A 17,240-nucleotide genomic window follows, 5' to 3' on the forward strand; every position below is an offset into this window, starting at 1 on the left:
CCGGACACGATCCCATTTTTTCACGCGAAGACGCGAAGACGCGAAGAGGCTATGCTTGCCGCGAAGAGGCTTTCTCTTTCAACGTGGCGGCTGACCGCACCGTCCCGAAGAATAAGGGGCCTGTCGGCCCGAGCCTTCTTCTTCGCGCCTTCGCGTCTTCGCGTGAAATCAATTGGCGCTGCCCTGTCAGGCCGGCACGGGCCCATGGAGGCTGAAACAGGTCCGGCATGACGAGGGCGGCAATCGGCAGCCTTCCTTCTCCGTGATCTTTGCGCCGCTGCGCGAATCTTTTCCGGGCCGATCGGCGGCGGCGCGGTTGACTTTTCCTGCCCGTCGCCATAGGTGCGCGCCTTCGCGTGACAACGCTCAGACCTTTACGGAAAAGACCATGAAGATTCGCAACAGCCTGAAGTCGCTGAAGGACCGCCATCGGGACAACCGCGTGATTCGTCGCCGCGGCCGGACCTATGTGATCAACAAGACCAACCGCCGCTTCAAGGCGCGCCAGGGCTGACGGCCTTGCCGGGACCACGGGTCCCCGCGCATCTGCGAGCCAGCGTGACGCCGTCGGATGCTTCCGGCGGCGCTTTCGCGTGTCGGGAGCGGCCATGATCCGCCAAAGCGTGATCTTCGACGTCGGCAAGGTGCTGTTCGACTGGGACCTGCGCTACCTGTTCGCCAAGCTGATCGACGACCCGGCCGAGCTCGAATGGTTCGTGACCCACGTCGTCACCGCCGAATGGCATTTCCAGCACGACGCGGGGCGCCCGCTTGCGGAGATGGTGCCCGAGCGCAAGGCCGCATTCCCGGCGCACGGCGCGCTGATCGACGCTTATGCGACGCGCTTCAACGAGACGATCCCGGGGCCGGTGCCCGGCAGCCTCGACCTTGTCGCGCGGCTCGACGCGGCGGGGGTGCCGCTGTTCGCGATCACCAATTTCGGGCATGAATTCTGGCAGGCCTTCCGCCCGACGCAGCCGGTGTTCGACCGTTTCCGCGACATCATCGTGTCGGGCACCGAGCGGCTGACCAAGCCCGACGCGGCGATCTATGCGCTCGCGATCGAGCGATTCGGCATCGACCCGGCGGGCGCGCTGTTCGTCGACGACAATGCCGCCAATGTCGCGGGCGCCGAAGCCGCGGGTATCGCGGCGCATCTGTTCAGCGATGCGGCGGGGCTGGAGGCCGAGTTGGCGGCGCGGGGATTTCTGGCGGAATAATTCCATTTCACGCGAAGCCGCGAAGGCCCGAAGAAATGGCGCCTGCCGCGAAGCGGCCTTCTTTTCCCGGCGTCGCGGTCACCCGCATGCCGTGATGGGAAAAAGGCCTGTCGGCCCGAACCGGCCTCTTCGCGCCTTCGCGCCTTCGCGTGAAAATTTCAAAAAACCCTATTTCTCCACCCCGAGCTGGGTCAGCACGAAGGCATATTCCTCGGCATCCTCGCGCAGCGCGCCCCAGCGGCCCGACTTGCCGGCGTGGCCCGCGCCCATGTTGGTGCGCAGCAGCAGCGGCGCGTCGTTGGTGCGGACGCTGCGCAGCTTCGCGACCCATTTGGCGGGCTCCCAATAGGTGACGCGCGGGTCGTTGAGGCCCGCCGACACCAGCATCGGCGGATAGGCCTTTGCCGTCACATTGTCGTAGGGGCTGTACGACAGCATATAGTCGAACGCCGCCTTGTCGGTGATCGGATTGCCCCATTCGGGCCATTCGCCGGGGGTCAGCGGCAGCGTTTCGTCGACCATCGTGTTGATCACGTCGGCGAAGGGCACCCCCGCGAGCAACGCGCCCCACAATTCGGGCGCCTCGTTATACACCGCGCCCATCACCTGCCCGCCCGCCGAGCGGCCCTCGATCGAGATCCTGCCCGCGCTGGTATAGCCTTTCGCGATCAGCCCCTTCGCGACGTCGATGAAGTCGTGGAACGTGTTCTTGCGCCGGTCGGTCTTGCCCGCGAGATACCATGCGCGGCCGAGATCGTCGCCGCCGCGGACATGCGCGATCGCATAGATCATCCCGCGATCGACGAGGCTGAGCCGCGTCGTCGAAAAGCCCGGTGCAACGCGATAGCCGTAACTGCCGTAGACATAGAGGTGCATCGGCGCGCTGCCGTCGCGCGGCGTGCCCTTCCTGTAGACGAGCGAGGCGGGAATCATCGTCCGCCCGTCGCGCGAGGGCAGGTTAACCCATTCGGTTACATATTGACTTGCATCATAACCCGAAGGGATTTCCTGCACTTTCAAAGTTTCGAGCGTGCCGGCGGCGACGTCATAGTCGTAAACGGTGTCGGGGGTGACCATCGATTCATAATCGATGCGGATCTTGTCCTGATGATATTCGGGATTGTCGCCGAGCCCCGCGACGTAGGTCGCCTCCGGAAAGGCGATGCGCCCCGGCGTCAGCGGCGCGTCGTAGCGGCGCACGTCGACCTGATCGAGCCCGTCCTCGCGGCTTTCGAGCACGAAATAGTCGCGGAAGACCGACAGGCCGGTGATGTAGCTGTGGTCCGACCCCGCGATCAGCGTCGTCCATTCGCCAGGCGCCGCGAGGCTGGCGGTCGCGACGCGGAAATTGGGATGGTCGTCGTTGGTCAGGATGTAGAGCGTGCCCTCGCGCTCGTCGACGCTATACTCGCGGCCCTTCCGGCGCGGCGACACGAGCAGCGGTTTCGCCTCCGGATCGGCGGCGGGGAGCAGATAGACCTCGCTCGTTTCGTTGTCGCCGGTCGCGATGACGATATAATTGTCGGCGGCGGTCTTGCCGATGCCGACGCCGAAGCCGATGTCGGCCTCCTTGTAGAGCAATTTGTCGTCGGCGACCGGGGTGCCGAGCCGGTGCAGGTGGACATTGTCGGTGCGCCAGTTCTCGTTGGCGAGGCCATAGAGCAGCGCGTCGCCGCCCGCGGTCCACACCAGCGACGACAAAGTGCCGGGGATGACGTCGGGCAGCATGGCGCCGGTTTCGAGGTCGCGGAAGCGCACCTCGAAGCGTTCGGAGCCATTGTCGTCGACGGCATAGGCCATCAGGCGACCGTTCGGGCTGACCGCCATGTCGGAGAGGCGGAAATACTCCTTGCCCGCGGCGAGCGCGACCTCATCGAGGATCAGCTGCGCGTCGCCGCCCGCGACGGGGCGGCGGTACCATTTCTTATACTCCGCCCCTTCCTCGAATTCGATCCAGTAGAGCCAGTCGCCGTCCTTCTGCGGCACGCTGGCGTCGGCCTCCTTGATACGGCCCTTCATTTCCTGGAACAGCGTTTCGACCAGCCCCTCGTGCGGCTTCATCGCCGCGTCGAACCAGGCGTTTTCGGCCTTCACATAGGCGAGCACGTCGGGGTCGTCGACCACCGGATAGCTTTCGTCGCGCAACCAGTGCCACGGGTCGGACAGCGTCTTGCCGTGCAGGGTCAGCGTATGCGGGCGCTGCTCGGCGACGGGCGCGGAGGGCAGGGGGGCGGCAGGCTGGGTCAACGCTTTTTCTTCCTCTTCGGCGAAAACGGGAACGGTCCCGACAAGCAGGGTGGCAATTGCCGCCAGAAACGCCCAAATAGCGCGCATCGCAAAAACTCCCGCGGCATCGCCCCGACAGCGGGGATCGGCCGCGATGTAGGAACAAGGAAAGCCATATGTCCAGCGCCGTTCATGCCGACCGCCTCGCCCGCCTGCGCGCCGAGTTGAAGGCGCGCGGCCTCGACGGCTTCGTGGTACCGATCAGCGACGAGCATATGAGCGAATATGTCGGCGCCTATGCGCAGCGGCTCGCGTGGCTCACCGGCTTCGGCGGCTCGGCGGGCACCGCGGCGGTGCTGCCCGAAAAGGCGGCGATCTTCGTCGACGGGCGCTATACGGTGCAGGTGCGCGACCAGGTCGACGGGACGCTCTACGACTATGTCGGGGTGCCGCAGTCGAGCGTCGCCGAATGGCTGGGCGCCAACGTCGGCGCCGGGCAGCGGATCGGCTATGACCCGTGGCTGCACGGCATCGACTGGGCGCGCGGGCTCGCGCATGCTCTCGCGGCCAAGGGTGCCGAACTGGTCGCGGTCGACAGCAATCCGGTCGACGCGGCGTGGGACGAGCGGCCGGCGCCGAGCGCCGCGCCGGTGACGGTGCACGATACCGCGCTCGCCGGACAGTCGGCGGCCGACAAGCGCGCGATCATCGCCGACTGGCTGAAGGCGAAGGGGCTCGACACGACGGTGATGACCGCGCTCGATTCGATCGCCTGGACCTTCAACATCCGCGGCACCGACGTCACCCATACGCCGGTCGGGCTGGCCTTCGCGCTGCTTCATGCCGACGCCACCGCCGACCTGTTCATCGCGCCCGAGAAGATCACCGAGGCGGTGCGCGCGCATCTGGGCAACAGCGTGCGCATCCACGACCGCGACGCTTTCGAGGCGGCGCTCGCCGAGCTGGCAGGCAAGAAGGTGGCGGTCGATCCCGACCGCGCGGTCGCAGCGATCTTCACCGCGCTCGAAGGCGCGGGCGCGCGGATCGAGCGCCACCGCGACCCGGCGGTGCTGCCCAAGGCGATCAAGAACGACACCGAGCTGGGCGGCACCCGCGCCGCGCATGTCCGCGACGGCGTCGCGGTCGCGCGCTTCCTGAAATGGATGGAGGCGCACGCGCCGCAGGGCGGGCTCGACGAACTGTCCGCCGCGGCGAAGCTGCGCGCCTTTCGCGAGGAGAGCGGCGCGCTGAGGGACCTGTCGTTCGACACCATCTCGGCCGCGGGGCCGAACGGCGCGCTGCCGCATTACAAGGTCGACGAGACGACCAATCGCGCGGTCGAGACCGGCACGCTCTACCTCGTCGATTCGGGCGGCCAATATGCCGACGGCACCACCGACATCACCCGCACGATCGCGATCGGCCGGCCGACCGCCGAGATGCGCCGCCGCTTCACCCAGGTGCTGAAGGGGCATATCGCGCTCGCCACCGCGCGCTTTCCCAAGGGCACGCGCGGCAGCCAGCTCGACATCCTCGCGCGGCAATATCTGTGGGCCGACGGGGTCGATTATGCGCACGGCACCGGGCACGGCGTCGGCGCCTATCTGGCGGTGCACGAGGGACCGCAGCGTATCGCCAAGCCGTCGGGCGGGCAGGCGGGAACCGAGGAACCGCTGCACGCCGGGATGATCCTGTCGAACGAGCCCGGCTATTACAAGGCGGGGCATTTCGGCATCCGCATCGAGAATCTGGTGATCGTCGTGCCGCAGACGATCGCCGGCGCCGAAGAGGAGATGCTGGGGTTCGAGACGATCACCTTCGCCCCGATCGCGCGCGATCTGGTCGAGGGCGCACTGCTTTCGCCCGCCGAGGCCGACTGGCTCGACGCCTATCATGCGCAGGTGCTCGAAAAGCTGGCGCCCGGCATGGACGAGGCCGACCGCGCGTGGCTGGCCGCCGCCTGTGCGCCGATCGACCGCGGCGCCGCGGCGCTCGCCGCCTGAGGCCGCGATGGACCGCGACAACTGGGCCGTCCCGCTCGCCGATTTCCGCGTCCGCGAACGGGTGCGGGTGCGCTATAACGAGATCGACGGGCAGAACAGCGTCTTCAGCGCCATCTATCTGGTCTATGCCGACATCGGGGTGACCGAATATTTCCGCGCGCTGGGCGAAGGCCAGCCCGGTCCCTATTTTCACCAATATGGTACAGATATCCGCGAAACGCATAGCGAGATCGATTATCATGCCCCGGCGCGGCTCGACGATCTGATCACCATCGCGGCGCGGATCAGCCGTTTCGAGCGCACCAGCTTCACGCTGCACTGCGCGATCGCGCGCGACGAAGAGCGGCTTGCCGACATCGAGATCAGCTATGCGCATCTCGACCTCGACAGCGGGCAGGCGACGCCGCTGCCGGGCAGCTTCATCGCCGAGGTCCGCCGGTTCGAGACGCGGACCCCGCTGCAAGACTAGCCTGTTTTCAAGTCTTTAGGGTACAGGTCGCCGGATTTCTCCCGGCGCTTTGCGGGCGCGGCGGCAGCGCGGCCGCGTCGTCCGGCCCCGCCGTCGCAGGCGATTCGGCGTTGACGAAAAAAAGGGCCGCCCGAGGGCGACCCTTGAAAGTTTTTGGGAGAGGATGCCTAAAAGGCAAGTGTGATATTGCACTGCACAATGATTTGTGCAACTGCGAAATAAGCATTTATTGTTGCATTTTTTGCAATCGCTCGTGCCGGGGCTTTTGCGGCGCGCATTCGTCCTGCCCCCTCGCAAATCGAGGCGATATCGCCTAGATTGGGACGATGGGAATGTTCAACAATTGGGATGTCGGCGGCGGGCTTGGCGATTTCTGGGCCTATATCCGCGAACCGCGCCCGCATCGCTGGACGATGTGGGGGGTTGCGATCGCGCTGACCTGGGTGATCTTTCACGGCGTCTCGCAATATCTGATCCCCTATGAGAAGCCCGAGCGGCAGATCATCTATTTCGAGAACTGGCAGGCCGACCGCAGCGAGGCCGAGATTCGCGCCGACTGGGTCGCGCGCGCCAAGGAAACGACGCGCGAGAACGCCCGGCGCCGCGCTGAATATCAGAAGCTCGCCGACCTGCTGGGGGTCGATTATGATTCGAGCGAGGCCGACAAGCTGACGCGCGAGACGCTCGGCAAGGAAGCCGACGAGCTGGCGAAGAAGCCCGCGCCGACGCGCTCGACGCTCGCCGAACGTGCGGCGCGCGGGCCTAAACCCGCGACGGCGCCCCGGCCCTAAACCGCCGATGCCGCCCGCCCCGACCGATGCCGACTGGATGGCGGCCGCCGTCGCGCTGTCGCAGCGCGGCCGACCGGCGGCGGCGCCCAATCCCAATGTCGGGTGTCTGATCGTCAGGGACCGGCGGGTCGTCGCGCGCGGCTGGACGCAGCCCGGCGGGCGTCCGCACGCCGAGGCGATGGCGCTGGCGGCGGCGGGCGACGCGGCGCGCGGCGCGACCGCTTACGTCAGCCTCGAACCCTGCGCGCACGCCAGCCCGCGCGGTCCCTGCTGCACCGACGCGCTGATCGCCGCCGGGGTCGCGCGCGTCGTCGTCGCGGCAATCGACCCCGACCCGCGTACCGACGGGCAGGGCATCGCGCGGCTGCGTGCTGCGGGGATCGCGGTCGAGACCGGCGTGCTCGCCGACGCGGCGCGCGCCGCGATGGCGCCGTGGTGGACGCGGCAGACGCGCGGGGCGCCGTTCGTGACGCTGAAGCTCGCGACCTCGCTCGACGGCTGCATCGCGCTCGCCGACGGGTCGAGCCGCTGGATCACCGGGGAGCGTGCGCGCGCGCACGGTCATCTGGAGCGCGCGCGGCACGAGGCGATTCTGGTCGGGCGCGGGACGCTGCTGGCCGACGCGCCGCGCCTCGACGTGCGTCTGCCGGGTCTGGAAGCGCGGAGCCCGAAGAGGCTGCTGCTGACGCGTGGGGCGGTGCCCGAAGGCTGGACGGCGGTCGCTTCGCCCGAATCGGTTGCGGGCGTCGATTCGCTGCTCGTCGAGGGCGGCGCGCGCGCGGCCTCCGCCTTCCTCGCCGCCGACCGCGTCGACCGGCTGCTGCTCTATCGCGCGCCGATCCTGATCGGCGGCGGCAAGGCGGCGCTCGGCGACATCGGCCTGTCCGACCTCGCGGCGGCGCACGGGCGCTGGAGCCTTGTGGACAGCCGCCTGCTTGGCAGCGACCGGCTCGACGTCTACGAGCGCATCAGGAAGGAATGACCGCGCCATGTTCACGGGAATCATCACCGATATCGGCACCATCCGCAGCCGCGAGGACCGCGGCGACGCGCGGCTGGTCATCGGCACCGCCTATGATGTGAGCGGGATCGATCTTGGCGCGTCGATCGCCTGTTCGGGCGCGTGCCTGACCGTGGTGGACAAGGGCGTGGATGACGGCGGCAACGGCCCCGGCGGCTGGTTCGCGGTCGACGCCAGCGCCGAAACGCTGGCCTGCACCGCGCCGGGCATGTGGGACGCGGGCCGCCGCCTGAACCTCGAACGCGCGCTCAAGGTCGGCGACGAGCTGGGCGGGCATATCGTCACCGGCCATGTCGATGCGGTCGGGCGGATCGTATCGGTCGAGCCGGTCGGCGACAGCGTCAAGGTGACGGTGGAGGCGCCCGCGTCGCTGGCGCCGCATATCGCGCCCAAGGGCTCGATCACCCTCGACGGCGTATCGCTTACGGTCAATGAGGTGACCGATCAGGCGGACGGGACCGCGCATTTCACGCTCAACATCATCCCGCACACGCAGGAGATGACGACGCTGAACGAGGCGGCGGCGGGGCGGCCGGTGAACCTCGAGATCGACATCCTCGCGCGCTACCTTGCGCGGATGCAGGCGCGGGGATGAACGCGGGCTTCCGATAAATCTCACGCAAAGGCGCGAAGGCGCAAAGAAGAGCTGCGCCGACGGCTTCGCTTTCGGATAATCTCACACAAAGACACAAAGAGGGCGGGCATAGCCGTGGCGTCGCCCTTGATCATTGAACGGCCGGACTTTGTCCGGCCAATCTCCAATGAGCTGCCTCTTGCCCAGGAACGTGCAACGCAGCCGCGCACGCCCTCTTTGTGTCTTTGTGTGAGATTCTTCTTTCTTTGCGCCTTCGCGCCTTTGCGTGAGATTATCCGGGCTCCGCCCTCACCTCTCGACCCACCCCGCCGCCAGTTCGGGGTCCGCCATGATCATCGAGCGGCGCATTGCGAGGCGGCCGATGCGCAGCAGTTCGGCCTTGCGGCGCGCCGGGGCGAGCGTGCAGCGCGCCGCTTCGCGCACCACCGCCGCGCCGTAGCGGTCGGCGACGATCAGCCCGGAGGTTTCGGGGCGATAGGCCGCGGTGTCGAGGATCGCGGGGTCGAGCCCCGCGGCGAGCGCCCAGTAGAAATGGTCGCACCAGTCGCAATAGTCGGGCCACTTGCCGTCGCCGTGCAGGTCGGCGCGGCTGACCTTGATCTCGACGATGGTGATATGCCCGCGCGCGTCGATCGCGGTGAGGTCGGTGCGGCGGCCGTTGGGCAGCGGTACCTCCGGAATCGCGACCAGCCCCGCCTGCGCGAACAGCCGGCAGACGCCGCGTGCGACGTCGGGAGCGGTCAGGGGCGGTGCGAAATCGAGGCCCGCCATGGCGAAGCCTGCTTTCCTCTATAGTCGATCAGAACGGAACATCGTCGTCGAGGTCGTCGTCGAAGGGCGGGCGTCCGCCACCGCCGCCGCCGCCCGAGGCGCCGCCGCCCTGGTTCCAGCCGCCGCCGCCGGAAGAACCGCCGCCGCCGCCCTGTCCCCAGCTGTCGCCCGAACCCGATCCGCCGCCGCCCCAGTCACCGCCGCCGCGCGATCCGCCGCCGCCGGGGGCGCCGTCGAGCATCGTCAGCGCGCCGCCCATGCCGGCGATCACCACCTCGGTCGTATAGCGGTCGTTGCCGTCGCGGTCCTGCCACTTGCGGGTGCGCAGCGACCCCTCGACATAGACCTTGCTGCCCTTCTTCAGATAGCGCTCGACGACGCCGACCAGCCCGTCGCCGTTGATGACGACATTGTGCCATTCGGTGCGCTCCTTGCGCTCGCCGGTCATCCGGTCCTTCCAGCTTTCGGAGGTGGCGATGCGGATATTGGCGATCCGGCCGCCGTTCTGGAACGACTTGATTTCGGGATCGGCGCCCAGATTGCCGATCAGGATAACCTTGTTGACGCTGCCTGCCATCGCCGCTCCGCTCCGCTTTCCAAGTTGGGGGATCAGCCGAGTCCGAAGGCGACGGCCGTCCAATAGGTGATACCAGCAGCGGCATAGGCGAGCGCGAACAAATAGCCAACCATGAACAGCGGCCATTTCCATCCGTTGGTCTCTCGCCGCGTGATCGCGATGGTCGAGATGCACTGCGGCGCGAAGACGAACCAGGCGAGGAAGGCGAGCGCGGTGGCGAGGCTCCAGCGCCCCTGGAGGCGCTCGCCGAGCGACTGGGCGACGGCTTCCTCGTCGTCGTCGGCGTCGATCGCATTGGCGGTCGCCATCGCCGACACCGCGACCTCGCGCGCCGCCATCGCCGGGATCAGCGCGAGCGCGATGTCGTGGTTGAAGCCGATCGGCCGCACCGCGACCTCCAGCCCGCTGGCGATGCGGCCCGCGATGCTGTAGTCGACCTGGCGCACGTCGCTGTCCGCCGGCGCCTGCGGAAAGGTGAGCAGCAGCCACAGCACGACGGTGGTCATCGCGATGATCGTGCCGGCACGGCGCAGGAAGATCCACGCGCGCTGCCACAGCCCGATCGCGACGTCGCGCAGCCGCGGCCATTGATAGCGCGGCATCTCCATCATGAAGCCCGCCGCGCTGCCGCGCACGACGGTGCGGCGCAGCACGAAGGCGACGACGAGCGCGCCGACGATCCCCGCGACATAGAGGCCGAACAGCACCAGCCCCTGCATCCCGATCGGCGTCCCCGCGACGCCCCGGTTCGGGATGAAGACGCCGATGATCAGCGTGTAGACGGGCAGGCGCGCCGAACAGGTCATCAGCGGCGCGATGAGGATCGTCGTCAGCCGGTCCTTCTCGTCCGAGATCGACCGCGTCGCCATGATTCCGGGCACCGCGCAGGCGAAGCTCGACAGCAGCGGGATGAAACCGCGCCCCGACAGGCCGACCTTCGCCATCAGCCCGTCCATCAGGAAGGCGGCGCGGGTCATGTAGCCCGACGCCTCGAGCAGCAGGATGAAGAGGAAGAGGATCAGAATCTGCGGCAGGAAGACGACGACCGCGCCGACGCCGGCGAGCAGCCCCTCGACGATCAGTCCGCGCACGAAGCCGTCGGGAAGCGCGGCGGTCGCCGCGCCCTGCAAGGCGGCGATGCCGTCCTCGATCCAGCCGATCGGCGCTTCGGACCAGGCATAGACCGCCTGGAACATCACGAACATCAGCGCGAGCAGGATCAGGAAGCCCGCGACCGGATGGAGGATGATCGCATCGATGCGCTGCGTCCAGCGGCGCACCGGCGTTTCGGCGAGGATCGCGGCGCGCGCGAGCGCGCGGGCGCGCTGGTGGAGCGCGGCGTCGGACGGCGCCGCGGCCGGCGGCTGCGGCTCGCCCTGCGCGCGGCCCGCCTGCACCGCGGCATCGACCGCGGCGAGCAGCTCGGCGATTCCGCGCCGCCGCACCGCGACGGTCGGCACCACCGGCACGCCCAGCTCGCGCGCCAGCCGGTCGGGATCGAGCGTCAGCCCGTCGCGCTCGGCAAGGTCGACCATGTTGAGCGCGATCACGGTCGGCAGGCCGAGCGCGATCAGTTCGAGCGCGAAGCAGAGATGGTTGTCGAGGTTGGCGGCGTCGACGACGACGATCAGCGCGTCGGGGCGCGTCTCGCCCGCCTGGCGGCCGAGCACGACGTCGCGCGTCACCGCCTCGTCGGGGCTGGACGGGGTCAGGCTGTAGCTGCCCGGCAGGTCGACCAGCGCCAGCGGTCGGCCGTCGGCGAAGCTGGCGTGGCCCGCCTTGCGCTCGACGGTGACGCCGGGATAGTTGGCGATCTTCTGCCGCGCGCCGGTCAGCGCGTTGAACAGGCTCGACTTGCCGGCGTTGGGATTGCCGACCAGCGCGACGGTGGGGAGCGGGCCGGTCATGGTGTCGTCGGTTCGACCTCGATCGCCGCGGCCTGCTTGCCGCGGATGATGACCTTCATCCGCCCGATGGTCAGCGCGAGCGGTTCGCGCGAGAACAGGCTGCCGCGGTGCATCGGCACCACCTCGCAGCCCTCCATCAGCCCGAATTCGCGCAGCCGGCGTCCTTCGTCGTGCGTCATCGACGTCCAGTCGATGCGCGCGATGCGCACCGCGGTGCCGAGCGGAGAGGAATCGAGCTTCGCAAGCATTGCGAGCGATTATCAATAACCCCGGGGGAAGGCCAGCCCTTTGTTGGGTGCGGTCAGCGCCCCGGGTAGCGCAGGCGGCCGACGAAGCGGGCGAGGCTCGGGCGTTCGGTGCCGCGTGCGGCGCGGCGGTGTTTCCAGCCCTCGAAACGCATCACCTGATCGATACGGCGCGCAAGGAAGGCGCGCGTGTCGGCGAAATCCTCGCTCTCGTCGTTCAGCGCCACCGCCATCGTCGCGGCATAGACGCCCGCCAGGATCGTGCGCTTGCTGTAATGGTTGAAATCGGTCGCGGTGTCGCCCGCGAGCCGCCACATCAGGTCGGCGGCGCGCCAGCCGAGCCGGGCCGCGAAGCGCGCGTTGGTCGGCAGCGCGAGCAGCGCCAGCGCGCGGCGCAGCGATTCGCGATCCGGCGCGATCAGCGCGAGGCGCGTTTCGACGAGCGTCGTGATCCGCTGACGAATCTTGAGCGTCGCCAGCGCCTCGGGTGGGTAGCGTTCGGCCATCGCGGCGTCGATCGTGGCGAACCAGGCGTCGACCATGTCGCGGCCGCCGCCGGGAAAGGCGAGCCGCGCCACGTCCGGATCGACGCCCGCGCGCGCCGCGGCATCGGCGAGCGCGGCGTCGCCGAAACCGTCGAACGCGGCATTGCGTGCGATCAGCGGGGCGAGCGCGGCGCGAATCTCGTCGAGCGTCGGGTCGGCGGGCAGGGCGGCGGACGGGGACTGGACCATGACCATCAGATAGGCGCCATACGGCGGCTCGGCAACCGAATCAGCACCAGCGCGGCGCCGACGAGCATGCCGCCGAACAGGTCGATCGGCCCCAGCCGCTCGCCGAACATCAGCCAGCCGGCGAGCGCCGCCACCGCGGGCTGGACGAGCAGGGTCAGCCCGATCACCAGCGGCGTGAAGCGCGGCAGCGACCAGATCATCAGGCCCTGTCCGACGATCTGGCTGGTCAGCGCGAGCAGGATCAGCGGCGTCCAGTCGCCCGGCATCACCGGTTCGCCGAGCGCGAGCGCGACCGCGAGAAGCAAAGGCACGCACACCGCCGACGCGATGGTGAGCGCGGTCCACGGCTCCAGCGTGCCGCGCACCTGCTTCATCAGGATGACGTAGCCGGTGTAGAGCATCCCGGCGAGCAGGCTGAGCAGGTCGCCGGCGAGATAGGCGGGCGACAGCTCGTAGCTCTGTCCCATCAGCAGCGCCGATCCGGCGAAGGCGAGCAGGATCGCCAGCGCCTGCCAGCCGCGCGGCAGCTCGCGGGTCAGGAAAATGCCCCACAGGACGAGCAGCAGGCTCGCGCAATTGCCGAACAGCGTCGCGTTGGCGATCTTGGTATTGAGGATGCCGACATGCCATGCGGCGAGGTCGAGCGCGAAGAAGATGCCCGCCGCGGCGGCCACCGCGACCGCACGGCGGGGCGGGATGCGCCCGCCCGACTCGCGCCACGCGAACAGCAGCAGCAGCGGCAGCGCGAGCGTCATCCGCCAGAAGGCCGAGGCGGTGGGGCCGACGTCGTCGGCGAGCCGGACCAGCATCGCGCCGAGCGACAGCGCGATATTGCCGCCGAGCAGCGCGGCGAAGGCCCAGCGGTTCGCCCGCGCCTTCGCCTGCCCGCTGCCGTCGCCGCTGTCCATCTTCGCTGTCATTTAGATTTTCTTTTGCTACCTAGCATTGTGCCGGCACCGGAGCGTCCATAGCTTCGCTGCCCATAGCGGCGGCCATCGGGGCCGTCGCGCAGAAAGTGGATAGTGGAGGAATCATGCCCGCAACGCTGTTCGATCCGATCAAGCTGGGCGCCATCGCGGCGCCGAACCGCATCGTCATGGCGCCGCTGACGCGCGGCCGCGCCGGCCCCGGCTTCGTGCCGAACGAACTGGCTGTCGAATATTATCGCCAGCGCGCCTCGGCGGGGCTGATCATCTCCGAAGCGACGGGAATCTCGCAGGAAGGGCTCGGCTGGCCGTCGGCGCCGGGGCTGTGGACCGACGCGCAGGTCGAGGGCTGGAAGCCGGTGACCGAGGCGGTGCATGCCGCGGGCGGGCGCATCGTCGCGCAGCTCTGGCACATGGGCCGCGTCGTCCATTCGGTGTTCAACGACGGCCGGCCGCCGGTGTCGGCCTCTGCCACCACCGCGCCGGGCAAGGCGCACACACCGGTCGGGCGGCGCGACTATGAGGAGGCGCGGCCGCTGCGCCTCGACGAGATTCCGCGGCTGATCGACGATTATGCGAAGGCGGCGGAGAATGCGCGGAAAGCCGGGTTCGACGGGGTCCAGCTCCACGCCGCCAACGGCTATCTGATCGACCAGTTCCTGCGCGACGGGACCAATTCGCGCGACGACGCCTATGGCGGCCCGGTCGAGAACCGCATCCGCCTGCTCGGCGAGGTCACCGCGGCGCTGATCGGGGTGTGGGGCGCCGACCGCGTCGGCGTGCGCCTGTCGCCCAACGGCGATTCGCAGGGCGTCGACGACAGCGCGCCCGAGCGGCTGTTCCCCGCGGCGGCGGCGGCGCTCGACGCGCTCGGCATCGCCTTCCTCGAACTGCGCGAGCCGGGGCCCGACGGCACCTTCGGCCGCACCGACGTGCCCAGGCAGTCGCCCGCGATCCGCAAGGTCTTTGCCGGGCCGCTGATCCTCAACAGCGACTATGACGTCGACCAGGCGAAGGCGGCGCTGGAAAGCGGCGTCGCCGACGCGATCAGCTTCGGCCGCCCCTTCATCGCCAACCCCGACCTCGTCGAGCGCATCCGCACCGGCGCCGCATGGGCGCCCGACAATATGCAGACCTGGTATTCGCCGGGGCCGGAGGGCTATATCGACTATCCGGCGCTGGTCGCGGCCTGACCCGGAAAGGCGCGTCGCCCCTGCGAAAGCAGGGGCGACGTGGGGGTCAATCGCGCGCTGCGACCGCCTTGTCGACGATCCCGGCACCGATCGGACCCAGGATCTGCCCGCCGAAGCGGAAGAGCAGGAAGGCACCGGCGAAGGCGACCAGCGGCGCGATGAACAGCGCGGCGATGGCGACGACCAGCAGGACGAGGGCCAGCGTCGTGAAGCCGCTCGACAGCGTCTGCCGGCCCCTGGGGCCGAGCGCGATCGTGCGCGGACCCTTCGCGTCCCACCATTTGCCGGTGACGATCGTCTTGCGGCCGCTCGCGGCAGCGGCAGTGGGTCGCGATGCGCGGGCGGGAGCGGGCGGAGCAGCGGGCCTTGCGTCGCGATTCGTCCACGGCTGCTTGCGATTCGCCTTGGCGGCGACCGCGCGATCGGCCGCGGGTCGTGCGGGCGGCGGGGGCGCTTCGGGGATTTTGGCAGGCGCCGGGGCTTCGGGGACGGCGCGCGCGGCGGGGCGGATCGGCTCGTTGCCCATCCGCCGGTCGTGCTCGGCCATCCGCTCTGCGGCGGTCGGCGGCGTCCGGCCGGTGTCGCGGTCGAGCACCACCAGCCGCCCGCCGCGCTCGACGATCGCGTAGCGGCTGGGGGGCGGCCGGTCAGCCAATGCCGAATTTTTCCTTCAGGTCGAGCATCGCCAGCGCGGCCTTCGCCGCCCCGCCGCCCTTGTCCCCCCGCGTCCGGTCGGCGCGCGCCAGCGCCTGCGCCTCGTCCTCGACGGTCAGGATGCCGTTGCCGATCGCCAGCCCGTCGAGGGTCAGCGCCATCAGCCCGCGCGCGCTTTCGTTCGACACCACCTCGAAATGATAGGTCTCGCCGCGGATGATGACGCCGAGCGCGACATAGGCGTCGAAGCGCCCGGTCTCCGCGCCCAGCGCGATGGCGGCGGGCACCTCGAGCGCGCCGGGGACCGTCACCGTCTCGTGGCTGTGCCCCGCCGCCTCGATCGCGCGGCGCGCGCCGTCGAGCAGCATGTCGTTGAGATGCGAATAGAAGCGCGCTTCGACGATCAGGACATGCGCCATCAGGCCGCCTCCCCCGGGATCGCGCGCTCGCCGACGATCGACAGGCCATAGCCTTCCAGCCCGACGATATTGGTGTGCGACGGGGTGAGCAGCTCCATCGCATGGACGCCGAGGTCGGCGAGGATCTGCGCGCCGATGCCATAGGTGCGCAGGTCCATGCCGCCGGCGGGCGGCGGGCTGGCATCGGCGGCGGCCGAGCCGGGCAGCGGGCGCATCAGCATCACGATGACGCCGGCGCCGGCCGCGCCGATCGCCTCCATCGAGCGCTGCAGGCGGCGCTTGCGCGGCCCCGGTCGGCCCATGATGTCGTCGAAGATCGACACCGGATGCATCCGCACCAGCGTGACCGCCTCGGGATCGACGACGCCCTTCTGCAGCACGAGGTTCACCGACCCGTCGATCTTGTTGCGATAGGATTTGAGCCGCCAGTCGCCGCCGTAATCCGATTCGAAGGGCTCGTCGGACACGCATTCGACCAGCCGGTCGTTGCGGTGGCGATAGGCGATCAGGTCGGCGATCGTCCCGATCTTGAGCCCGTGGCGCCGCGCGAAGGGGATCAGGTCGTCGAGCCGTGCCATCGTGCCGTCGTCATTCATGATCTCGCAGATCACGCCCGAGGGGTTGAGCCCGGCGAGGCGGCTGATGTCGACCGCGGCCTCGGTATGGCCGGCGCGCACCAGCACGCCGCCGTCGCGCGCGATCAGCGGAAAGACGTGGCCCGGGGTGACGATGTCGTCGCGCCCCTTGCCCGCGTCGATCGCGACCGAGACGGTGCGTGCGCGGTCGCCTGCCGAAATCCCCGTGGTGACCCCCTCGCGCGCCTCGATCGAGGTGGTGAAGGCGGTTTCGTGGCGGGTGCCGTTGTTGCGGCTCATCAGTTCGAGGCCGAGCTGTTCGACGCGCTCGCGGGTCAGCGTCAGGCAGACGAGCCCGCGCCCGTGGGTGGCCATGAAGTTGATCGCGTCGGGGGTCGCCATCTGCGCCGGGATGACGAGGTCGCCCTCATTCTCGCGGTCCTCGTCGTCGACGAGGATGAACATGCGGCCGTTGCGCGCCTCCGCGATGATCTCCTCGGGCGTCGCCATCGGCGACAGGTCGCTGCCGTGCGTCAGCCAGCTTTCGAGCTTGCGCAGCGTTTCGGCGGTGGGATTCCAGCCGGGCGATTCGAGGTCGCGCAGGCTGTTGGCATGGAGACCGGCGGCGCGCGCAAGCCCCGAACGGGACATGCTGCCGTCATCGACGATGGCGCGGATGCGCTCGATGAGTTGTGTGGACATGGAGGGCAGTTTTCACACTGTGGTGTGAATGTCAATGTGGATATCACATTGATACGGCATTGTCGGGTTTTGGAGGGCGTGCGAATGCTTCTCCTCACCCCGGATCAAGTCGGGACCATGCCCCTCAGGCCAGCTCCCCGGCGAAAGCCGGGGTCCAGATGGCGTAGCGCTGCCCTGCGTGGACCCCGGCTTTCGCCGGGAAACGACACCGT

At 69.0% G+C, this 17,240-nt stretch carries 18 protein-coding genes; 8 read left to right on the forward strand and 10 right to left on the reverse strand.

The genetic code is table 11. The features are described 5' to 3' along the window. Window positions 1–388: 388 nt before the first annotated feature. Window positions 389–514 (forward strand): type B 50S ribosomal protein L36, encoded by a 126-nt coding sequence (gene ykgO / locus AC2S9W_RS04425; protein WP_003046794.1) that lies wholly within the window; start codon window positions 389–391, stop codon window positions 512–514. A 94-nt stretch (window positions 515–608) separates the two neighbouring features. Next, window positions 609–1,220 (forward strand): HAD-IA family hydrolase, encoded by a 612-nt coding sequence (locus AC2S9W_RS04430; RefSeq protein ID WP_486571672.1) that lies wholly within the window; start codon window positions 609–611, stop codon window positions 1,218–1,220. Window positions 1,221–1,388: 168 nt separating this feature from the next. On the opposite strand, the gene AC2S9W_RS04435 is transcribed toward AC2S9W_RS04430, so the two are convergent. Continuing rightward, window positions 1,389–3,467, reverse strand: coding sequence for a S9 family peptidase (locus AC2S9W_RS04435; RefSeq protein WP_486571673.1), 2,079 nt, complete (start codon window positions 3,465–3,467; stop codon window positions 1,389–1,391). A 155-nt stretch (window positions 3,468–3,622) separates the two neighbouring features. On the opposite strand from AC2S9W_RS04435, the gene AC2S9W_RS04440 reads away from it, so the two are divergent. From AC2S9W_RS04440 to AC2S9W_RS04460, 5 genes are all read left to right on the forward strand, one after another. After that, window positions 3,623–5,449 carry an aminopeptidase P family protein gene (locus tag AC2S9W_RS04440; RefSeq protein WP_486571674.1) on the forward strand — a complete coding sequence of 609 codons (1,827 nt, stop codon included), beginning with the start codon at window positions 3,623–3,625 and terminating at the stop codon, window positions 5,447–5,449. A 7-nt stretch (window positions 5,450–5,456) separates the two neighbouring features. Beyond that, entirely contained in the window at window positions 5,457–5,918 is a 462-nt protein-coding gene (locus tag AC2S9W_RS04445) for an acyl-CoA thioesterase (RefSeq protein ID WP_212598120.1), read from the forward strand. A gap of 332 nt (window positions 5,919–6,250) precedes the next feature. Next, window positions 6,251–6,709: a hypothetical protein gene (locus AC2S9W_RS04450; RefSeq protein ID WP_486571675.1), complete on the forward strand. Its 459-nt coding sequence runs from the start codon at window positions 6,251–6,253 to the stop codon at window positions 6,707–6,709. A 37-nt stretch (window positions 6,710–6,746) separates the two neighbouring features. Beyond that, a complete protein-coding gene (gene ribD / locus AC2S9W_RS04455; protein WP_104960427.1) occupies window positions 6,747–7,691 on the forward strand; it encodes a bifunctional diaminohydroxyphosphoribosylaminopyrimidine deaminase/5-amino-6-(5-phosphoribosylamino)uracil reductase RibD in 945 nt (314 codons plus the stop codon). Window positions 7,692–7,698: 7 nt separating this feature from the next. After that, the gene (locus AC2S9W_RS04460) at window positions 7,699–8,325 is read left to right on the forward strand and encodes a riboflavin synthase (protein ID WP_076073428.1); all 627 of its coding nucleotides are present in this window, start codon (window positions 7,699–7,701) and stop codon (window positions 8,323–8,325) included. Window positions 8,326–8,613: 288 nt separating this feature from the next. On the opposite strand, the gene AC2S9W_RS04465 is transcribed toward AC2S9W_RS04460, so the two are convergent. The 6 genes from AC2S9W_RS04465 to AC2S9W_RS04490 are packed head-to-tail and all read right to left on the reverse strand — an operon-like array spanning window position 8,614 to window position 13,479. Then, window positions 8,614–9,096 carry an MmcB family DNA repair protein gene (locus AC2S9W_RS04465; RefSeq protein ID WP_076073429.1) on the reverse strand — a complete coding sequence of 161 codons (483 nt, stop codon included), beginning with the start codon at window positions 9,094–9,096 and terminating at the stop codon, window positions 8,614–8,616. A 28-nt stretch (window positions 9,097–9,124) separates the two neighbouring features. Then, window positions 9,125–9,673, reverse strand: coding sequence for a single-stranded DNA-binding protein (ssb, locus tag AC2S9W_RS04470; RefSeq protein ID WP_104960214.1), 549 nt, complete (start codon window positions 9,671–9,673; stop codon window positions 9,125–9,127). Between the two features lie 32 nt (window positions 9,674–9,705). Further along, entirely contained in the window at window positions 9,706–11,580 is a 1,875-nt protein-coding gene (gene feoB, locus AC2S9W_RS04475; protein ID WP_076073431.1) for a ferrous iron transporter B, read from the reverse strand. Beyond that, on the reverse strand, window positions 11,577–11,828 hold the full coding sequence (locus AC2S9W_RS04480; RefSeq protein ID WP_067111673.1) for a FeoA family protein: 252 nt from the start codon (window positions 11,826–11,828) through the stop codon (window positions 11,577–11,579). Before AC2S9W_RS04480 ends, feoB begins: the two co-directional genes overlap by 4 nt. A 53-nt stretch (window positions 11,829–11,881) precedes the next feature. Next, the gene (locus AC2S9W_RS04485; RefSeq protein WP_486571676.1) at window positions 11,882–12,565 is read right to left on the reverse strand and encodes a COQ9 family protein; all 684 of its coding nucleotides are present in this window, start codon (window positions 12,563–12,565) and stop codon (window positions 11,882–11,884) included. Next, the gene (locus AC2S9W_RS04490; RefSeq protein ID WP_083674930.1) at window positions 12,565–13,479 is read right to left on the reverse strand and encodes a DMT family transporter; all 915 of its coding nucleotides are present in this window, start codon (window positions 13,477–13,479) and stop codon (window positions 12,565–12,567) included. Before AC2S9W_RS04490 ends, AC2S9W_RS04485 begins: the two co-directional genes overlap by 1 nt. 113 nt (window positions 13,480–13,592) lie before the next feature. On the opposite strand from AC2S9W_RS04490, the gene AC2S9W_RS04495 reads away from it, so the two are divergent. Continuing rightward, window positions 13,593–14,678, forward strand: coding sequence for an alkene reductase (locus AC2S9W_RS04495; protein ID WP_486571677.1), 1,086 nt, complete (start codon window positions 13,593–13,595; stop codon window positions 14,676–14,678). Between the two features lie 46 nt (window positions 14,679–14,724). Here the strand turns inward: AC2S9W_RS04495 and AC2S9W_RS04500 are convergent, their stop codons facing one another. Genes AC2S9W_RS04500 through ribB form a run of 3 tightly spaced genes read right to left on the reverse strand, consistent with a single transcriptional unit; the run spans window position 14,725 to window position 17,028 of the window. Further along, a complete protein-coding gene (locus tag AC2S9W_RS04500) occupies window positions 14,725–15,333 on the reverse strand; it encodes a hypothetical protein (protein ID WP_486571678.1) in 609 nt (202 codons plus the stop codon). Beyond that, window positions 15,326–15,751 (reverse strand): 6,7-dimethyl-8-ribityllumazine synthase, encoded by a 426-nt coding sequence (ribH, locus tag AC2S9W_RS04505; protein WP_486571679.1) that lies wholly within the window; start codon window positions 15,749–15,751, stop codon window positions 15,326–15,328. The genes AC2S9W_RS04500 and ribH overlap by 8 nt, the downstream gene beginning before the upstream one ends. After that, a complete protein-coding gene (gene ribB, locus AC2S9W_RS04510; RefSeq protein WP_067180267.1) occupies window positions 15,751–17,028 on the reverse strand; it encodes a 3,4-dihydroxy-2-butanone-4-phosphate synthase in 1,278 nt (425 codons plus the stop codon). The genes ribH and ribB overlap by 1 nt, the downstream gene beginning before the upstream one ends. Window positions 17,029–17,240: the final 212 nt, after the last annotated feature.

It is taken from the genome of Sphingopyxis sp. 550B (assembly GCF_057401805.1).

What these genes read in the sequence shown, in the direction of transcription:
- AC2S9W_RS04460 (WP_076073428.1), top strand. Translation starts at nt 7,699, where the DNA reads ATGTTCACGGGAATCATCACCGATATCGGCACCATCCGCAGCCGCGAG.
- ribH (WP_486571679.1), bottom strand. Translation starts at nt 15,751, where the DNA reads ATGGCGCATGTCCTGATCGTCGAAGCGCGCTTCTATTCGCATCTCAAC.
- AC2S9W_RS04440 (WP_486571674.1), top strand. Translation starts at nt 3,623, where the DNA reads ATGTCCAGCGCCGTTCATGCCGACCGCCTCGCCCGCCTGCGCGCCGAG.
- AC2S9W_RS04430 (WP_486571672.1), top strand. Translation starts at nt 609, where the DNA reads ATGATCCGCCAAAGCGTGATCTTCGACGTCGGCAAGGTGCTGTTCGAC.
- AC2S9W_RS04445 (WP_212598120.1), top strand. Translation starts at nt 5,457, where the DNA reads ATGGACCGCGACAACTGGGCCGTCCCGCTCGCCGATTTCCGCGTCCGC.
- ribD (WP_104960427.1), top strand. Translation starts at nt 6,747, where the DNA reads ATGGCGGCCGCCGTCGCGCTGTCGCAGCGCGGCCGACCGGCGGCGGCG.
- AC2S9W_RS04465 (WP_076073429.1), bottom strand. Translation starts at nt 9,096, where the DNA reads ATGGCGGGCCTCGATTTCGCACCGCCCCTGACCGCTCCCGACGTCGCA.
- ykgO (WP_003046794.1), top strand. Translation starts at nt 389, where the DNA reads ATGAAGATTCGCAACAGCCTGAAGTCGCTGAAGGACCGCCATCGGGAC.
- AC2S9W_RS04450 (WP_486571675.1), top strand. Translation starts at nt 6,251, where the DNA reads ATGTTCAACAATTGGGATGTCGGCGGCGGGCTTGGCGATTTCTGGGCC.
- ribB (WP_067180267.1), bottom strand. Translation starts at nt 17,028, where the DNA reads ATGTCCACACAACTCATCGAGCGCATCCGCGCCATCGTCGATGACGGC.
- ssb (WP_104960214.1), bottom strand. Translation starts at nt 9,673, where the DNA reads ATGGCAGGCAGCGTCAACAAGGTTATCCTGATCGGCAATCTGGGCGCC.
- AC2S9W_RS04490 (WP_083674930.1), bottom strand. Translation starts at nt 13,479, where the DNA reads ATGACAGCGAAGATGGACAGCGGCGACGGCAGCGGGCAGGCGAAGGCG.
- AC2S9W_RS04485 (WP_486571676.1), bottom strand. Translation starts at nt 12,565, where the DNA reads ATGGTCATGGTCCAGTCCCCGTCCGCCGCCCTGCCCGCCGACCCGACG.
- AC2S9W_RS04480 (WP_067111673.1), bottom strand. Translation starts at nt 11,828, where the DNA reads ATGCTTGCGAAGCTCGATTCCTCTCCGCTCGGCACCGCGGTGCGCATC.
- AC2S9W_RS04495 (WP_486571677.1), top strand. Translation starts at nt 13,593, where the DNA reads ATGCCCGCAACGCTGTTCGATCCGATCAAGCTGGGCGCCATCGCGGCG.
- feoB (WP_076073431.1), bottom strand. Translation starts at nt 11,580, where the DNA reads ATGACCGGCCCGCTCCCCACCGTCGCGCTGGTCGGCAATCCCAACGCC.